General features: G+C 60.6%; 13 protein-coding genes and 2 pseudogenes. 5 read left to right on the forward strand and 10 right to left on the reverse strand.

The window, feature by feature from the left end; translation table 11 throughout:
• The first annotated feature begins 176 nt into the window (after positions 1-176).
• The 3 genes from RGR602_RS24040 (at position 177) to RGR602_RS24050 (ending at position 5,444) form a co-directional block, all read left to right on the forward strand.
• Positions 177-2,522: a phospholipase D-like domain-containing protein gene (locus tag RGR602_RS24040; RefSeq protein ID WP_170250720.1), complete on the forward strand. Its 2,346-nt coding sequence runs from the start codon at positions 177-179 to the stop codon at positions 2,520-2,522.
• On the forward strand, positions 2,523-4,178 hold the full coding sequence (locus RGR602_RS24045) for a hypothetical protein (protein WP_040114593.1): 1,656 nt from the start codon (positions 2,523-2,525) through the stop codon (positions 4,176-4,178).
• A 402-nt stretch (positions 4,179-4,580) separates the two neighbouring features.
• Positions 4,581-5,444 (forward strand): reverse transcriptase domain-containing protein, encoded by an 864-nt coding sequence (locus tag RGR602_RS24050; RefSeq protein ID WP_223844116.1) that lies wholly within the window; start codon positions 4,581-4,583, stop codon positions 5,442-5,444.
• Here RGR602_RS24050 and RGR602_RS24055 read toward each other — a convergent pair.
• From RGR602_RS24055 to RGR602_RS24075, 5 genes are all read right to left on the reverse strand, one after another.
• Positions 5,437-6,051, reverse strand: a complete 615-nt coding sequence (locus tag RGR602_RS24055; RefSeq protein WP_040114595.1) for a hypothetical protein — start codon at positions 6,049-6,051, stop codon at positions 5,437-5,439. The two genes, RGR602_RS24050 and RGR602_RS24055, sit on opposite strands and share 8 nt — an antisense overlap.
• 345 nt (positions 6,052-6,396) lie before the next feature.
• On the reverse strand, positions 6,397-7,626 hold the full coding sequence (locus RGR602_RS24060; protein WP_040114596.1) for a multidrug effflux MFS transporter: 1,230 nt from the start codon (positions 7,624-7,626) through the stop codon (positions 6,397-6,399).
• 32 nt (positions 7,627-7,658) lie between these two features.
• Positions 7,659-8,420, reverse strand: a complete 762-nt coding sequence (locus RGR602_RS24065; protein ID WP_040114597.1) for a glucose 1-dehydrogenase — start codon at positions 8,418-8,420, stop codon at positions 7,659-7,661.
• A 37-nt stretch (positions 8,421-8,457) separates the two neighbouring features.
• The gene (locus RGR602_RS24070) at positions 8,458-9,531 is read right to left on the reverse strand and encodes a PQQ-dependent sugar dehydrogenase (RefSeq protein ID WP_040114598.1); all 1,074 of its coding nucleotides are present in this window, start codon (positions 9,529-9,531) and stop codon (positions 8,458-8,460) included.
• 26 nt (positions 9,532-9,557) lie between these two features.
• Positions 9,558-10,022, reverse strand: coding sequence for a (R)-mandelonitrile lyase (locus tag RGR602_RS24075; protein WP_040114599.1), 465 nt, complete (start codon positions 10,020-10,022; stop codon positions 9,558-9,560).
• 288 nt (positions 10,023-10,310) lie between these two features.
• Between RGR602_RS24075 and RGR602_RS24080 the strand changes: the two genes are divergently transcribed.
• Complete coding sequence (locus RGR602_RS24080) at positions 10,311-11,204, forward strand: LysR family transcriptional regulator (protein ID WP_040114600.1); 894 nt, start codon at positions 10,311-10,313, stop codon at positions 11,202-11,204.
• A 68-nt stretch (positions 11,205-11,272) separates the two neighbouring features.
• Here the strand turns inward: RGR602_RS24080 and RGR602_RS24085 are convergent.
• The 3 genes and pseudogenes from RGR602_RS24085 to RGR602_RS24095 all read right to left on the reverse strand — a co-directional run bounded on the left by RGR602_RS24085 (position 11,273) and on the right by RGR602_RS24095 (position 14,110).
• Positions 11,273-12,059, reverse strand: a pseudogene (locus RGR602_RS24085) (carboxymuconolactone decarboxylase family protein).
• A gap of 331 nt (positions 12,060-12,390) precedes the next feature.
• Complete coding sequence (locus RGR602_RS24090) at positions 12,391-13,374, reverse strand: aldo/keto reductase (protein ID WP_040114601.1); 984 nt, start codon at positions 13,372-13,374, stop codon at positions 12,391-12,393.
• Between the two features lie 382 nt (positions 13,375-13,756).
• A complete protein-coding gene (locus RGR602_RS24095; RefSeq protein ID WP_052451743.1) occupies positions 13,757-14,110 on the reverse strand; it encodes a VOC family protein in 354 nt (117 codons plus the stop codon).
• Here RGR602_RS24095 and RGR602_RS36360 point away from each other — a divergent pair.
• A pseudogene (locus RGR602_RS36360) lies at positions 14,063-14,257 on the forward strand (winged helix-turn-helix domain-containing protein); the annotation flags it as partial. The gene RGR602_RS24095 and the pseudogene RGR602_RS36360 sit on opposite strands and share 48 nt — an antisense overlap.
• A 358-nt stretch (positions 14,258-14,615) precedes the next feature.
• On the opposite strand, the gene RGR602_RS24105 reads toward RGR602_RS36360, so the two are convergent.
• Both RGR602_RS24105 and RGR602_RS24110 read right to left on the reverse strand, forming a co-directional pair.
• On the reverse strand, positions 14,616-15,647 hold the full coding sequence (locus tag RGR602_RS24105; RefSeq protein ID WP_040114603.1) for an ABC transporter permease: 1,032 nt from the start codon (positions 15,645-15,647) through the stop codon (positions 14,616-14,618).
• Complete coding sequence (locus RGR602_RS24110) at positions 15,644-17,125, reverse strand: sugar ABC transporter ATP-binding protein (RefSeq protein ID WP_040114604.1); 1,482 nt, start codon at positions 17,123-17,125, stop codon at positions 15,644-15,646. The genes RGR602_RS24105 and RGR602_RS24110 overlap by 4 nt, the downstream gene beginning before the upstream one ends.
• Between the last annotated feature and the right edge of the window lie 47 nt (positions 17,126-17,172).

Genomic DNA, 17,172 nt, shown 5'->3' on the forward strand with positions numbered 1-17,172 from the left:
ACAAGAAAACAGCTAATAAGTGCATTAACGATAATTTTTCCCAGCGTTTATTTCTAATAATCATCGAAGTTGATGGCAACTCATTCACTCCGATGATTTTGATCACAGCGAAAGCGATGCTTCTCGAAATTTCTCCCCTCGACATATTGCGGAGCGACCGTTGGCGCTCCTTGCTGATGACAACCTATTCGCTGAGCCTGTCGTTTCTGGAAGCCGTGCCTCTTCAGGCGCTCGGTGACAATCGGCGCGACGTCACGATCCTGGCCGATATCGAGGGCTACCGCGCTTCGCTATCTGAAACAGGCGCATCGAACGCCGGGGTTGGCTATGACGTCATTCCGATCGCCGTCGTCGGAAGTGGCGTGTTTCATCCGAAGATCACGCTGCTTGCATCGCACGAAGGCGAGCTGCGGGCGCTGGTCGGATCGGGAAATCTCACCATGGGCGGCTGGGGATTCAACGCTGAGGTCGCCGAATACCTCAACCCCGAAACCGACCCGGAAGCCTTCACCGATCTGGCTGACTTTCTCCTCTCGCTTGGGGAGACCCTCGGCCAAGGCCGCCTTCGCTCCGACCCTTCCGCGCTGCCGCCGCTCCAGAAATTCGCCGATCTCTGTCTTGCGGCCGGCGATCGCAAGAGCGGCGGGCCAACCCGTGTCCTGCATTCCGTCAATCGGGCGCTCGCACCGCAGGTCGTCGAGATGGCAAGGGAGCTCGGGGGCGCGAGGTCGCTGACCGTTTTGTCACCTTATTTCGGCGGCCCGAAAGCGGTTGTCGACCTCGCGCGTGACCTCGGCTGCAAGACGGTTAATGTGTTCGTTCCGCCGAAAGTGCCCTTCTGGTTCGACTTCGATTTGGCCAAGACCCTCGGCCTAGCGGCCCAACCCGTCACCAGCCCGCTGTTCTCGGGCGAGAAGCTGCTGCACGCCAAGGCCTTCGATATTGAATGCGCCAAGGGGCGTCTCACGATTACCGGGAGCGCAAATGCGACGGTCAATGGTCTGGGCCTTGGCAGCGTCGAGGTGGTCGTTGCACGCGTATCAGACGGTGCGCCATGGCTCGGCTGGAGCCGAGCGGGTTATCCCAAGGGCCTCGTTGGCGAGGGTGGCCAGGAGCCGCACCATACGGCGTCGCCATGCCTGATTGCACGGCTGGATGGCGGCGCGGTCAACGGCCGCATCCTCGACGTCCCCGCTCCGGAAGGATCCTGGAATGCCTCGCTCTATGCTCCCGGTCGGTTCGAGGCGATCGGTGCAGTCGAGCTCGCGGCTGATGGACGATTCATGATCGAGCGCAGGAGGGTCGATGCGGTCGTCTCGTCACTGCAGCTGGTGCTGGCGCGCGGCGAAGAGACCGTCCGCGGCTGGCTGGTGATGACGGACATCATCGCGGCCGTCCGCGAGCGCGGCGCGATTGCCGAAGCCATGGCGCGCGCGGCCGGTGGGGCCGAAAACCCGCGCGACAACGATATCATCGCGGGCTTCTTCACCAAGCATCCCGAGGCCTTCCTGGCTGGCGACTTACCGATCGCGTCCGGGAGCAATTCTGCCAGCGCCGACAAGGAGGAGGCCTCGCACCTGGTGCCGGCCGGCGAGCTCGGGCTTGGCGACGCCTTGAAGCCGGAAAATGATCGCGCTGCCTCGGGCGCGGGCCAGTCGGCGTTCCAGAAACTCATCGCGCGGTTCCGCCAGAGGATCACCGAGGCGCCGCGGCGGGGGCAGGGGCACGGGCATGAGAACGATGCCGGAGATGGCGGCGATGACGGAAGCGGGGAAAGTGTCTGGTCGAATGCAGACCTCCTGGCCGGCGCGATCGGCTCCTTCATGCGCAAGATCGACGAGTCTCCGGACGGACCAACGAAACGGGAGAACATCCTGTCGGTGCTCGACTTCATTCTCTATGGCGCCGACAATGTCGAGGAACCCGAGCAGTTCCTGAAGACCTACTTGCCGGTCTGGCGAAACCTCGCAAGGCGCGCCGGACCAGCACGTACTGGCCTGGACACGCTCGACCGGTGCTATGCCGTCGCGACGGTGGCTCCTGGCCTTCGCGAGCCGAAAAAGAGCGCTGAGATCCACAAGGCGCTGGAGATCTGGTTTCGTGGCGGATTGACCAAGGACCACTGCGATCTTCTCGAAAAGCCACCAACGGGCCATCGCGAAAGCCAGCTCGCGGCAGAGGTCCGCGCCATGGACTGGAAGCTTGCCGTTACCGGGATACTTGCCGCGCCGACATCATGGCAGCGCACTCGAGCCCTGATCGCCGCGCTCGACGGGGAGGGGTCGATGCCCGATCTTTCGGGTGTCGCAAAGCCCGAGGAGATCGCGGCCTTCGGCAGGATCTGTCGAGGCATCCGACGGCGGGAAACCGTCTTCGTTCGCAGGGACTGGAGGCATTGCCCATCCTGTAACATGAAGCTTGCCGCCGTCGAAGCGGGCCGCCTGCGCAAGGGCGGAATCGCCAGCTGCCAAGGGCTGAAGTGTACCGCGATCATCGTCGACATCCAGCCGGAGGAAACCTGAGTGAACCAGTTGCTCCAGGACATGGATCTCGATTTTGCGACAGCGCCGGGCGCGCGGCTGATCACCAAGCTTGCCCTGAAGGACGGAGGCGTGGATCCGCTCGGCCTGCGCCAGATCAATCTCGACCTGATGGATCGGGCCATCCCGGGGATCAACAACACAACGGTTTTCATCCGTCCATACGCCTTCATGGCCTGGGCCTGGTGGAAGACCAATGACCTCCTGTCGAACGGCGGCAAGAAGGATATCGATTCCGCGGCGGCGAAGGACTTCGTCATGCGCCTCGAGGTCATCTACGCCTGGTCGCACATGCTGGCCGGCGGACGCGACCTGCCTGGGATGGCGGTGTTGAGGAGTTGCATGCCAATGGATGGTGGGGCCCCCTTTACCTTCAAGGGCGCGAATTGGGAAACCGTCAAGAAGAAGCGCCAGGCTTCCACGTCGATCATGGACGCGATCCAGTACGGCCCCTCGATCAAGGCGCTCGGGTACCTTGAGCAGACGTCCGTCATCGGCGTCTTTCGGCCGACCGAACAGGTCATGCCTGCCGTCAGGGCGATTGATGCGATCGTGTCCAGGTCTGCCATTCGCCACATGGTCGAACCCGGTGTGGTCACCTTCCGCCCCGAGGAGGTGGAGTCCCTGAACGACGCTCTTCCACCGTCGGAGCCGTCGAACGAGGAACGGGACGTCTTTCGCAGGCTGTTCGAACCGGGGCGGGAAACGGGCAGGACGGATTTCACGCGGCGCAATGACACGCTGGCGCTAGTCCTTGAAGCCATCAATGCGACACCGGACGGCTTGACGGTGCCGGAGCTGCGTACCGTCCTGGCATCCGGCGTGCTGCCAGGAGGACGCGCGCTGGTCCGCGCCGGATCGAATGATACCGGACTGCTAGCGACGTGGCTGCTGATGTCCTCCCTACAGGTGCGACAACTGCAACGCCTGGCGCTTGAAAGCATGCTCGTCTGGATCGAGGTAATGATCAGGACAAACGGCGGGTCGGCATCGACGGATGCCCTCGTTGCAATGGCGCTGCGCCAAGCCGAGGATTTCGATAAGGACTTGGCCGGTCCGACGGTTGGCGACCTGCTCACCACTCTTGCGCAACGATGCGAGGATCGCGGCTGGCCGAGTGCCGCTGCCACGGGTGAGACGAATTTCGTCGCGCTGAGCAACAGACTTAGTCTCGCGCAGCGCGGCGGCCCTGGCAGCTACGAGACCATTCCGGGCCTTGTCCTGTCGGCCCTTGGCTACGTGCAGGCCATGTATGCGGCCCTCAAGCAAGAAGGCGCCGACGATGGCCGGCTTGGTGAGCTGGGAGGGCGATCGGATCGCTTCCCAATATCGCTCCAGCACCGGCGGCTCCTGTCGCTGACGGAAGCGACGGTCGAAACCCTCTGGCGAGAGCTGATCGAGACCTGGGTGATCGGGCAGCATGTCCGATGGTCGGTGGCGCGAAACGGCGACGGCACGCAGCGCCTTCGGCTTGCGCTCGGCGACAGCGGGTGGCTGAGCGTCCACAAGAGGTTGAGCGGTCCATTCGGGCCGACGCCCGACCGCCTGTTGTCCGCCCTGTCGCTCGCTGCCCAATGCAGCATGATTGCGCGTGATGACACGGACGCCGAACCGCGATTCATGGCGGGCGGTAATTAATCGCAGACCGCACGCCGGATGCTTAGCAAGTGGCACCCACCTTGATTTTGAGAGATCGACGTCCGGCCTTTGGTGGTGATCGAACTCGCTAGGGCCAGCAAAAATCGTATTCGTTCAGAGGTTGCGCCCTTGCAACTCCAAGAAGACAAACGTATATCCAAGTCGATTTCAGCAATAGGCTGTAGCTCACGGCTCTACGGAAAGTTCGACCTTCGGGTTGTCCTCATGTACGAGCTTCGGGAATACACTATTGTTCTCTCAGTTGACGACTCCATGGTTAAACATGGGTTGCAGTTTGCTGAAGTCTCGCAATGGAGGATTTGCCGATGAAGAAAATTCATAAGCATCTCGACCTTGCTGTAGCTGTCTTGACGATATTGTACTCCGCCTTGGAGATCATCAATGTTGCACTCGATATCTACAGCAAGGTTGTCAACTATGCCCTTAGCGTTCGAAAACTTCCTTTATTCTTACAAAAAGAACGGCAAGCCGATCTATGCGCCTAACCCTTTCGGGGAACGGCTTGGCGCTGAGCTCAAGAGCAAAGTGAACAAGGCCTACAAATTCGACAGCTTTGTCTACCATTTCAAAGACGGGTCGCACGTTGTCGCGCTGCATCGACACCGCAACAACCAGTTTTTCTGCCGCATCGACATCTCGAAATTCTTTTATAGCGTCCAGCGCAATCGCGTTAAGCGCGCGCTGAAAGATATCCATGTCCAGCGGCCGGAATATTATGCGAAGTGGTCAACCGTAAAGAACCCCTACGGAGCAGGGTATGTGCTTCCGTATGGATTCGTTCAATCGCCTATCCTGGCGACTCTCGTTCTCGCGATGTCCCCGATAGGCGTCTACCTTCGTGGGCTTCCCGTATCCATCACCGTCTCGATCTATATGGACGATATCTGTCTCTCGGGTAACGATGAGGCGGAGCTGCAGTCGGCGTTCGATGGTCTTCTTGCTGCCGTCGCCGAGGCAGGCTTCACCCTCAACGACGAGAAGACGCGTCCCCCGGCCGCGCAGATCGACATCTTCAATTGCAGCCTGACCAACGGCAAAACCGAGGTTTTGCAGGATCGCATTGACGAGTTCTTCGCGCAGGACCGCTCAGCTGCGAGCGAGGAGGGGTTTAAAACTTACTGCGACATTGTGGGATCGATGACTTGGCGCACCGGCCACAAAAAGAAGCGGCGCCGCGTATATTTCCGTTCGCTGCCGAAGCCCGCGTCGGTCGTCCCAGCCGCTACCGCGCCACAGACTATTTGAGCCGCCCGGTATTCGAGCCGGTTATCATCCCCAGCGCGAAGCCTACGATGGTCGTGAGGGTTTTCTCTATGAAGGAACGCTGCGATTTGTCTTTGCAGAATGCATAAACCCCGCAGAGGAAGATGGTCACAAAGCCAACCAGGGCCAAGAGAATGTATGTGATCGTCATATCCGCTTTTCCGTCATTGTCGCGGGTCTCACCCTTGGCGTAGGCCGAGGAGATCAGATCCCACGTGACGCTCATGGTATCGCGTCGCTCGACGAAGGGTGAATTCGCGATCAACGTATTTGCAGCTTGGAGCTCTTCCTGCATGGTCGTAGCTAACTTCACCGCTTCCGGATTATTGGCAACTAACTCCTTGAGGCGCATCAGGTTGGTGTTCGAGTGGTTTAGGGCCGTGGAGATGCGCTGGTAGTCGTCTTCCGACACCTGCCAGACCTTCACCACGTCTTCAGGGTACAAGCGATCCCAGAGCTTCAGCGCCGATGTGCTGATGCCTGCGAGGAGCAGGCTGATGAGCACAGAGGAAACAAGGACCCTGAATATATCGTAGATCCGGCTGCTTGGCGTTTCCGATTCGGACTTTTCAGGCTTTTCAGCGCTCATAGTGTGACCCCTCTTTGCAAACTGAGTGCACGAATTCGGCGTTTGGTGGAAGGCAGGCGCCGAATGTTGCACGATTAAATTTGCTACTTTTGGGGACTTGGGGCGCGCTTCTCAGGTAGCTAACGCAATTTAAGCCAACCGCCGCGTGGTGCCATTCGCTGCGCCTTATGGTGTTCGGCGTCCAGTTGCCGGCTAAGGGTTGCGTGTGGCAGGTTAGGATTTCATCCAAGAAAATCAGTGACTAACGCACAACAGATGCCGTGAAGTTGTTGTCTTTCCACGAATTCGGTATGAGCGGTCATTGGTTCGAATCCGTTCAAGGCGTGCGAATAAAAAGGCCGGATTTCAATAATCCAAGCTTTGCCTTCGTATCAGCGAAGCACACGCCAGACTGCCAAGTCCGCTGATCGCAATCACTACCCCCATCGGCCAGGGTGTCCCATTGGCAAAAGTCCCGGCGACTGCTGATCCGACCACGCCGCTCCCGTACTGGATGGCGCCCATCAGCGCGGACACGGCGCCGGCTCGCGTCGGGAAGTCGGCCAGCGCTCCGGAGATCGCATTGGCTGTGACGAGGCCGTTCATTGCGGTGAACAGCCACAGGCTTGCGGCCATTCCATAGACGCCCCCGAAATCCGTCGCGGTGACGAAAGCAAGAACCAGACCGCTGACAGCGGCGCCTGCCGCGCCTAGCTTCAGCATCCTATCGCTACCGTATCGCGCGACCAGTCGCGCGTTGGCGAAGTTCGTCGCCATCAGGCCGACCGTGCCGACGGCGAAGACCGCTCCAAAGAGCTGCGGGGAGAGGTGATGATAGTCGATGTAGGCGAAGGACGAGCTTGAGATGCCGGCGAAGACACCGGCATAGTAGAAGCCAAGGGCTCCGCCATACACCATAAGCCGATTATCCAGTATGAGGCCGCCATAGGAGGCGAATGCCACGCCGAGAGATTCGTTGCTGCGTCGCTCCGCAGGAAGCGTCTCAGGAATGGTGAAGAGCGCGACTAGCGTGAGGAGGCCGATGCCGACGAGGGCCCAGAAGATCGCCTGCCAAGGCGCGACCACGAGGATCAGCCCACCGACGCTTGGGCCTAGAAGCGGCGCGACGGCCATGACGGTCATCAACGTAGATAGCACCGCTGCCGCGCGGTCGCGGCCATAGAGGTCGCGCACCATGGCTCGGGCAAGCACGACCCCAGCGCAGGCGCCGACCGCCTGGAGAACCCGGAAGGCGATCAGTTGGACGACATCGGCGGACAAGGCGCAGCCCGTGCAGCCGGCCATGAACAGGACGAGACCGACGGCCACGGGGACGCGCCGTCCGAACCGGTCGCCGACCGGACCCCAGATCAACTGGCCGAAGCTGAAACCGATCAGATAGGCCGACACCGTGTACTGCAGGCTTCCCTGTGTGGTCCCCAGCGCCGCGCTCATGCCCGGCATCGCAGGCAGGTAGAGGTCGGTCGAGATCGACGCGAAGGCCAGCAGCATCCCCAGTACGGTCATGAGCCACATCTCTGATACCGTCGAGGATGGTCTGGGCTCTGCGGTGATCGCGTCGACATCGTGTCTCATCTGAGCAATTCGTCCGTTTTTTCCGGCTGCGTTCAGCGAACCGTGTAGCCGCCGTCCACGGGCAATGCGTGTCCGATCACGAAGGTCGAGGCCGGGCTGGACAACCACAGGACGGCATCTGCGATTTCTTCGGCACGGCCGAGACGGCCGATCGGAACGTCCTTCATCATGATTTCCATCGCCTCCGGCTGCGTCTCCAGCATGGTCGTGACCATCGGGGTAGCGATGATGCCGGGGCAGATGGCGTTGATGCGGATGCCCTTCGGTGCGTATTCGAGACCGGCGCTTCTTGTCAGGCCGACGACCCCATGCTTGGAGGCATGGTAGATGCCGCGCTCGGCTATACCGACGAGGCCGCCGAGCGACGAATTGTTGACGATCGTGCCGCTTCCCTGTTCACGCATGTGCAGAAGCTCGGACTTCATGCAATTCCAGATGCCGCGAAGGTTGACGCCCATGACGAAATCGTAATCGCCAGGGTCGGCGAGGGCGGTTTCCGCGACGGGGCTTTTTACACCCGCGTTGTTGAACGCGGCATCGAGACCGCCGAAGGTAGCGATCGTCTCGGTGACCATCGTCTCGACCTCCTCCATGTTGGCGACATCGCATCGAATGCCGATAACCCTGTGGCCGTCCGCGATCAGCCCGTGCGCCGCACCCTTGACCGCGTCTTCGTTGACGTCGACGAGTGCGACGGCGGCACCGGCGGCTGCGAATGCCTTCGCGGTCGCCAGCCCCATGCCCGATGCAGCGCCTGTGACGAGCGCCACTTTGTTTTCGAAGTCGAATTTCATCTTGGTCTTCCTGTTGTGTCGAGTGTGGCGGGCCAGGCTATTTTGTCCGCGTCAGTTTCAGGAGCCGGTCTTCGGAGGGACCTTCCGCCCGCGGCGAGCGGTTCGTGGTCACGACATAGATGTTCTGACCGATCGGCAGCACGTCACGGAGTCGATCGCCCGAAGTGAAGATCGGTTTCAGGCTGTTCTCGGCAGCGTCGAAGACGTAGAGGCCTTTGCCGACGAGAGCGGAGACGAGGAGTTCGTTTCCAGCAAACGCGATGCCCGAGGGCGCCCAGGTGTTGTTGCCGGAATGAAGGAGAGGCCTTTCCATTCCCTGCCGTTCCTCGTCGCCGGAAACGACGGGCCAACCGTAATTGCGGCCGGCGACGATCAGATTGATTTCGTCGTGTGCGGACTGCCCGTGTTCTGCGACGAACAACCGGCCATCGGGGCCCCAGGCGATCCCTTGCGGGTTTCTGTGTCCGAGAGAATAGACGTAGGAACCGGGAAATGGGTTGTCGTCCGGCACCTTGCCGTCGACGGTCATGCGCAAGATCTTGCCGGCGAGGCTCGAGATATCCTGAGGTCTCTGGCGGTTCTCCGTCCATCCGGTCGTCACGTACAAATAGCCGTCCGGACCGATCGCAACGCGACCTCCATTGTAGAGATGGTGTCCGGGAATACCCTGGAGAAGAGTGCGCGTCTCCGTCCACGAGGTTCCGTCGAAGCGCGCCTCGATGAGCTTGTTCGAGAGAGCGCCGTCGGCGTGGTATGTATGGTAGAAGTACGCGGTCTCGTTGCTTTCGAAGTCCTTCGACAGTGTCATGCCGAGAAGACCGCCGCCGCCCTCGCGGGCAATGGGATCAGACGTCTCGACCAGATGACGCACCACGCGGCCGCCTTCGATCGAGACGACATCGCCGGCCGCTTCCGTGATGAGGATTCGACCGCCTGTCTGTTGGATTTCCCAAGGATAGTCGAGTCCTTCGGCGACGACCTCCATCGACCAATCCGCGCTGGCCGTCGAGGAGATCGGAGAAGACGAGCGAACGTCCTGCGCCCATGTCGTAGACGAGATCAGAACGGTTGCCAGGGCGATCGCCCCGACTGCTGCTGTTGCGTATTTCATAGAACCATCCTCAGGTCGCTCAAGCGTCAGTCCAGGTACTGGTCGTCCGAGACCTTCTCCATCCAGGCGACGTTTTTGCCATCCTTCATGTTGGTAATGGCGATGTGGCCGACGCCGGTCGTTGCCGTGGCGCCGTGCCAATGCTTCACGTCCGGCGGGCACCAGATGACGTCGCCTGGTCGCATGACGCGCTTTTCGCCACCTTCTTCCTGAACCCATCCGGTACCTGACGTGACGATCAGGACCTGTCCCGCGGGATGGGTGTGCCATGCGGATCGGGCGCCCGGCTCGAATGTGACGTGGCCGCCGGTATTGCTCGTGTGTTCGTTATTGGAATAGAGCGGATCAACTGTGACCGAGCCCGTGAAGTTCGCCTCCGGCCCCTTTATCGAGGGGCGTGAGCCGCCCTGCGAGAACTGCGAGGATTCGGCAAAGGCTGACGTCGACGCGAAGAGGGCGAGAGTGGCGGCGGTTGCAGTGAGCTGTTTCATTGTTCGTCCTTTCTTGTCAGGTCAGTGAAGAAGCCGCCCCGGCGAAGGCCGGGGGCGAAATGGAGGAGGAGCGTCAGGCTGTGCGGCCCGCGGACATGTCGATGACGAAGCGATAGCGGACATCCATCGTCCTTCTTCGTTTCTTGCTGCGACGAAGGTAGTGCGCGTCATTCAGAACGATTAGATGCCCAATTCCGCAAAGACATATGGGTGTGGCGCATGAATATCGAATCGCGAATGAGCGAATTTCTGCTAGGATGGTATCGGATTAATGCGAGGAACCCATGAATGCTGCGTGAGAACGTCAATGATCTGCTCGCCTTCCTCGCTGTTGCGCGTGAAAGGAGCTTCACAAAGGCCGCAGCGAAGCTCGGCATGTCCCAGTCGGGACTGAGCCACATCGTCCGCGGTCTGGAGGAGCGCCTCGGTGTCCGGCTGCTGACGCGCACGACGCGCAGCGTCGCCCCGACGCCGGAAGGCGAACACCTGCTGAAGACGATTGGGCCGCGCTTCGAAGAGATCGAGGGGGAATTGGTCGCCTTGACCGACAAGCGGGAAAGGCCGGCAGGCACTATCCGCATCACTGCCGAGGACTACGCGATAGACCATGTCCTGTGGCCGAAGCTCCGCAAAATCCTTCACGACTATCCGGACATCAAGGTGGAGTTCGTCATCGACTACGGTCTGACCGACATCGTTGCCGAGCGGTTCGATGCCGGGGTTCGCCTCGGCGAGATCGTCTCCCAGGGAATGATCGCGGTTCGCATCAGTCCGGAGCAGCGGATGATTGTCATTGGCTCTCCCGACTATCTCGAGCGGAACCCTGCACCCATCACGCCACAGGAACTGACCCGACATCAATGTATCAATCTGCGCCTGCCGACCCGTGGAGGGCTCTATGCCTGGGAATTCGAGAAGGATGGCGAGGACATGCGGGTCCGCGTCGACGGCCAGATGACCTGCAATGGCATCACTCAGATTCGGGCGATGGCAGTCGATGGGTTTGGACTGGGTTTCATACCAGATGGACTGGCGATGCCGGAGATCGAGGCCGGGCGTCTGGTGCAGGTTCTGGCCGACTGGTGCCCGCATTATCCAGGCTACCACCTGTACTATCCGAGCCGGCGCCAGTCGTCGGCCGCCTTCAACATCGTCGTTGATGCGTTGCGCGAGCGCGGATAGAGCCGTTCGGAAAGGTCATGCCCGGTCCCTCGTGGGATGGAACCGGGCACGAAGTCTTCGCGGCGCGATCAGCTCGGCCGCTTTTCGAATACGTCCTTGACGACGGGGACTGCCGAGAACACGTTCGGCCATCCCGCATAGAAGGTGAGATGCGCGAGCATTTCGGAGGCCTGGTCCTTCGTCAACCCGGCATTCATAGCGCGGTTGAAGTGGTAGGTGATCTGCCCCACCTGACCTGAAGAAATCAGAGAGGTGACGGTGATCAGGCTGCGGTCGCGTGGCGCAAGGCCGGGACGGAGCCAGAGGTCCTTGAACAATACGCCGTTCGTATATTCCACTACGCCTTGCGACACGGCCCCGACGGTCTGCTCGACGCCCTTGGCGCGCTCGGCGTCCGCGGCCTCGTCCAGCGGAAGCGGAGTAGCAGATGCTTCCGGAAGCTGGTCCGCCCCAATCCCGCGGGCGGAGAACACCTGCTTGGCTACCGCGACAGCGCCCGTCGCGTTGGCCCATCCGGAATAGAAGGCGAGATGGGTGATGATTTCGGAGAGCTCCGCAGGCGTTACGCCGTTGTCGAGCGCGAGATTGAAGTGATACGGCATCTCGACAGGCTGGTTGCGGGCGATCAACACTGCAACAGTGATCACGCTACGATCGCGCGGGGAGAGGCCCGGACGCTTCCACAGGTCACCGAGCAGAATGCCCTGGGGTGTATTTCGCAAGCGCCGGTGAAACGGCCTGCACGTCTTCCATGCTGACGGGGGCAGACGCGAACCGTTGCTTGTCGTCCTCGCCCAGAGCGGGCACCGAGGCGGCGAGGGTCATGGAGAGCGCCGTGGCGGCTAGCTTGTTCATATCCGGATCCTTTTCGACAGCAATGAACGGAGAGACGAGAAAGCGTCGTCGACCGTAAAGGTGGAGCGGCCTCATTGCAGGATTAGATGCTATCTTCTGATAGGACTTATGTGCGCCACGCATAAAAGCCCTCACTGCACGTGAGTGGTCATCCATGGCCAACCCGGATCTGAACGGGGCCTTTTGAAGATCAGGTCGGGCTTGCCCTCGATCTCCGGGACGACCTTTATGCATAGGAGTTCGAGAAGAATGGCCGGAGCATGAACGTCCGTATCGACGGCACCGCGTCTTCAACTCCGCTACCGACCTAGGTGATCGCCTACGCTCCCTTTCAGATCCCCACGCGCTTCATGTGTTCTTCCGGATACCGGGCGCCGTGGATCCGAATGTCCGAAGCTTCGATCTCGTAGAGGTCTTCCGCAGATAACTGGACGCCGAGCGAGCCGACGTTCTCGTCGAACCTCTCGAGCTTGCGCGTGCCGAACAACGGCACGATCCATGGCTTTCGTGCCAACAGCCACGCCAGCGCGACCTGGGCGGGCGTCGCGCGGTGGCGGTCCGCGATGTGCGCCAGCAGTTCGACCAGCTTCCGGTTTGCCTCACGCGCTTCCGGAGCGAAGCGGGGAACGCTGTTGCGCATGTCGGATTTATCGAAGGCAGTGTCGACGTCGATCTTGCCAGTCAGGAATCCTTTGCCAAGCGGGCTGAACGGAACCAGGCCGATGCCAAGTTCCTCCAGCGTCGGAATGACTTCAGCCTCCGGTTCGCGCGTCCATAAGGAATATTCGCTCTGCAGCGCCGCCACCGGCTGAACGGCATGGGCGCGACGGATCGAACTCGCTCCGGCCTCGGACAGGCCGAACCAGCGGACCTTGCCTTCCGCGATGAGATCCTTAACCACGCCCGCGACATCCTCCATCGGCACCTCGGGATCGACGCGATGCTGATAGAGCAGGTCGATATGATCAGTGCGGAGACGCTTCAGGCTCCCTTCGACGGCGCGCCGGATGTGATCGGGCTTGCTGTTGACGCCGCCATGGTGGACGCCGGTATCGGCATCAATGTCCCAGCCGAACTTGGTGGCGATCTTCACCTGATCGCGGAGCGGTTCCAATGCCTCACCGACCATATCCTCGTTGGTGAACGGACCGTAGACCTCCGCAGTGTCGAAGAAGTCCATCCCGCGTTCGACGGCCCTCCGGAGAAGCCGGATCATGTCGTCGCGGTCGCCAAGTTCGCGGGCCTTGCCATAGCCCATGGCACCGAGCGAAAGCGCCGAGACCTCGAGTCCCTGTCCAAGCATACGTTTCTGCATGTCGTGCTCTCCTTCAGGAGCGGGGCGTGATCCCACGACGTCGGATCATACTCCAAGGCTTCGGTCTCAAGCTTTAGGTATGTCAGCGTAGCCGTGAGTGTATGCGGCTTTCCTGCTAGGACTTATGAATGTGGCGCATGAATGCCACCGAGGCCCTCACGCATGTGTGGTCCGGATCACGCAGAGCAAGAACGCGATCTGCCATCGATTTGAAGGCACGATGTGCTTTATGCCGTGTGGAAGACTGCTATGGCTGAGGCGCGAGCAGGGCTTACAATGATTGTTCTGCCATCAAAGCAGGTTGAGAGGATTGTACGGGTTGGCCGGGGCAAACTCGTTGGTCCAGGCTCGCTTGTGGATTTCCCACGGCGAAGCATCTGCCTCACGCGGCGGTAACCTTATCGGGATCAATATCCACGCCGAACGGTCGGTTCGCGAAATCCGGAGAGGTCTGCATTTGCTCGATGGATGTCCAGTTTTCCTCGAATTCGCCGAAGTTGCTGACGTTGAGCTCGATAAAGTTTCGGTCAGGATCCTCGTAGTAGAATGCGGTCTGCGCCCCCTCGTCGACGGCAAGCACCGGGACGATGCCGAGAGGCTTCAGCCGGGCATAAGTGCCGAGGAGCTCATCGAGCGTGCGGTACGCAAAGGCAACATGCTGAAGGCGTGTATGGCGTGAACGCTCGTCGAACTCTTTCAGCAAAACCCCTTTCATACGGCAAATCAGATCGTTCATATGACGGGCCTTTCTGCGCCGACTGTCAATGCAGCGCTCGCTGACTTGGAGCGTTTGGGGATTGTCGACGAGGTGACAGGTCGCAAGCGTGGCCGTGTTTTCAGCTACCCTAGATATCCCGCAATCTTAAGCGAAGGCACTGATCCCCCTGCCTGCGACGTGACTAAATCACCGGTCGCAAGTTCGAATCTCTTCAAGGCGCTCCTTGTTGGTCTGAGCGTGAGAACATTCGCGTGTTCGTGCAACGGGCAACGATTTCATGGAAATCGCAAAGGGGACGCAACTTGCAAAATATCCCAGTCTCCTACACTCTCCCGTTGCGAGCGGGGGAGGGAACTATGGGATTTGTCGATATAAGCGGACAGGTGGATGTCTTCCAATATTGGCCGCACGGCGGCTCTGATGTTGACACACTGAAATTCGTCCCCGACTTGGCGACGGCCACCTACCACTCGGACGGCGGCCCAGTGAATGTCAGGACATTCTTCGAGCGCGGCGGCGCGGTTCAAGCCCTATTCCGAGCCACGCCGTAAGTCAGGGCGAGCGCGCCGACCAGAACCGCACCTTTGATGAAATCCTGCGTGTAGTAAGGTGCATTGAGCATGGTCATTCCGTTGAGCAACACACCGACGAACACCGCGCCGACGATGGTGCCGACGACGTTCGGACGGCGCAGGCCGAGCACGGCGAAGCCAATCAAAGCGGCCGCCACCGAATCCATCAGCAACGATCCGCCCGAGGAAACGTCACCGCGCCCGACACGCGCAGCCACGATAATCCCGCCCAAGGCGGCGAGGGCGCCCGATACGACATAGGCGATCGTCTTGATGCGTGACGTGTCGGCTCCGGCGAGACGCGTTGCCATTTCGTTGCCGCCCGTGGCGAACAGCAACCGGCCGAAACGGGTGCGTTCGGTTAGGATGAACAGGAGTGCCGCGACGATGAGCATGAGGAGCACCGGCAACGGCACCGTTTCCAGGAAACTTGACCGTCCAATCATCAGAAACAGCGGATCGATCTTGCCGGATGCCTTCGATCCATCCGGAAGGATAAGCCCAACCGATATCGAGCGCCCTGCCGTGGGAATAAGCTGAAGCCCAGCCAGTAGAAACATCGTCGCGAGCGTTGCCAGAAGGTCTGGTACCTTCAACTTGACGATGAGAAACGCGTTCGCAAAACCAACGAGCGCGCCAAAGGCGAGCACAAGGGCAGTTGTTTCTAGCGCGCCGAGGCCAAGGACGATCATCAAATAGCTTGCCGCCATGACGCTCGATGCTGCAACCGCGCCGACCGACAGGTCAAAGCCGCCGATCGCCAGTGTCACCGTGACGCCCGCGCCGATGATGGCGACGACGGACACGGATTGCAGGATGCTCATCAGATTGGCGAGCGTCATGAAGGCTGGCTGTGCGACCGAAAAGACCACGATGACCCCGCCGAGAAGCAGGAAGACCGAGCCGCGTCTTACGGCCTCGCGCAGGATTTCAAGAGGCTGCGCCGGTCGATGCGCCTGAAGTTCGTTGTGGCTTGCGGTCATGCGGTCAACTGTCCTTCTGGCGCATACATTGCATCGTCGGCCCCTTCAAAGAGGCTGTGATTGGAAATATGAACCATGCGATCTGCAACCTCATATGCCTCCTCCGGATCGGAGGTCGCGATCAGGGTGGCGCGGTCGCGATGGTCGCGAAGGATGTGGATAATGTCTTGCCGGGCGCCGACATCCACGCCTTGAAACGGCTCGTCAAGGAGCAGGAGCCGGCTGGGTTCGGCTTCCCATCGGGCAAGGACGGCCTTCTGCTGGTTGCCGCCCGAGAGCGACCATATGGAAGCCCGCGGACCTTGCGCCTTGATGCCGAGTCGCCGGATGGCCGCCACGGCCTCGCGCGTCTCCCGGCCGGAGTAAAGAAAACCCGATGGATACCATCGCTTGAGATGCGGAAGGCTGATCGTTGCAGCCAGGCTTTCGCCCGGCCACCCAGCGGGAATGAGCGATGACCGGTGGCGGTCTTCGGCGGCCATGACAACCCCCGCCGCGATGGCTTCCGCCGGGCCGGCGGGGTGGTAGGCGCGCCCGTCGAGACGCATGCTGCCTGCTGCAAGCGCGCCTCTTCCGAAGATCGCCGACAGGAGGCGGCTCTTGCCAGCGCCGAGGACGCCGGTGATCGCCACCACTTCACCTTCGTGAACAGTAAAATCAAACGGCCGGCTGCCGGGTAGAAGTACCGCCTGTTTCAGTTCAAGGACGGGGCGGCCGGATAGTGCCCTTCGGTCAGGACGTGCCGATTTCAGTGGCCGGCCAATCATCGTTTCGATGGCGGCCCCAAAATCGATGGGACGCGTAAAAGTGCCGACATCCCGGCCGCCGCGCAGCACCACCACGTGATCGGCGAGAGACATGAGATCGGTGGTTCGATGGGAGATATAAAGGATCGCAATGCCGCGCGACTTCAGCACGCGCAAGAATGTGTAAAGGCGTTGGCTCTCGTTCGATGACAGACTTGCCGTCGGCTCATCGAGAATAAGCAGTTCGGCCTTGTTGGAAAGAGCGCGCGCAATGGCGACGAGTTGGCGATCTGCGGTGCCGAGATCGCCAAAGCGGCGCTCGAGCGGTAGCGTGATGCCGACTTCATCGAGAATGCGCGCGGCTGCACGGCGAACCGAAGCGGCAGACAGGAAAAAAGGCTCCCGCCCGTCGACGTAACGATCGAGCAGAAGCGCGTCGGCCACCGTCAGATCGGGAATACCAACAACATCCGTTGATTGGTGCACGGTCACTACGCCGCTGCGGGCTGCCTCGGCGGGGCTATTGGGCTGAAAGAGGGCGCCTTTCCAAAAAATGATGCCGCTGTCGGCGCGGTGGACACCGGAGAGTACCTTGACGAGTGTCGATTTACCCGCGCCGTTCGCGCCCATCAGCGCGACGATCTCTCCCGCCTGCAGCGAAAGGGACGCATCGGCCAGGGCAAGGGTTGAGCCGAACGAAAGGGAAAGAGACTGGATGTCGAGCAGGGGCATCACGTTACGGGTTCCGAACCTTCGCCTTTTTCGTATCCTAGTAAGCG

The organism is Rhizobium gallicum bv. gallicum R602sp (assembly GCF_000816845.1).
Lineage (GTDB): Bacteria > Pseudomonadota > Alphaproteobacteria > Rhizobiales > Rhizobiaceae > Rhizobium > Rhizobium gallicum.

What these genes read in the sequence shown, in the direction of transcription:
- RGR602_RS24040 (WP_170250720.1), top strand. Translation starts at nt 177, where the DNA reads ATGACAACCTATTCGCTGAGCCTGTCGTTTCTGGAAGCCGTGCCTCTT.
- RGR602_RS24050 (WP_223844116.1), top strand. Translation starts at nt 4,581, where the DNA reads ATGTTGCACTCGATATCTACAGCAAGGTTGTCAACTATGCCCTTAGCG.
- RGR602_RS24055 (WP_040114595.1), bottom strand. Translation starts at nt 6,051, where the DNA reads ATGAGCGCTGAAAAGCCTGAAAAGTCCGAATCGGAAACGCCAAGCAGC.
- RGR602_RS24060 (WP_040114596.1), bottom strand. Translation starts at nt 7,626, where the DNA reads ATGAGACACGATGTCGACGCGATCACCGCAGAGCCCAGACCATCCTCG.
- RGR602_RS24065 (WP_040114597.1), bottom strand. Translation starts at nt 8,420, where the DNA reads ATGAAATTCGACTTCGAAAACAAAGTGGCGCTCGTCACAGGCGCTGCA.
- RGR602_RS24070 (WP_040114598.1), bottom strand. Translation starts at nt 9,531, where the DNA reads ATGAAATACGCAACAGCAGCAGTCGGGGCGATCGCCCTGGCAACCGTT.
- RGR602_RS24075 (WP_040114599.1), bottom strand. Translation starts at nt 10,022, where the DNA reads ATGAAACAGCTCACTGCAACCGCCGCCACTCTCGCCCTCTTCGCGTCG.
- RGR602_RS24080 (WP_040114600.1), top strand. Translation starts at nt 10,311, where the DNA reads ATGCTGCGTGAGAACGTCAATGATCTGCTCGCCTTCCTCGCTGTTGCG.
- RGR602_RS24090 (WP_040114601.1), bottom strand. Translation starts at nt 13,374, where the DNA reads ATGCAGAAACGTATGCTTGGACAGGGACTCGAGGTCTCGGCGCTTTCG.
- RGR602_RS24095 (WP_052451743.1), bottom strand. Translation starts at nt 14,110, where the DNA reads ATGAACGATCTGATTTGCCGTATGAAAGGGGTTTTGCTGAAAGAGTTC.
- RGR602_RS24105 (WP_040114603.1), bottom strand. Translation starts at nt 15,647, where the DNA reads ATGACCGCAAGCCACAACGAACTTCAGGCGCATCGACCGGCGCAGCCT.
- RGR602_RS24110 (WP_040114604.1), bottom strand. Translation starts at nt 17,125, where the DNA reads ATGCCCCTGCTCGACATCCAGTCTCTTTCCCTTTCGTTCGGCTCAACC.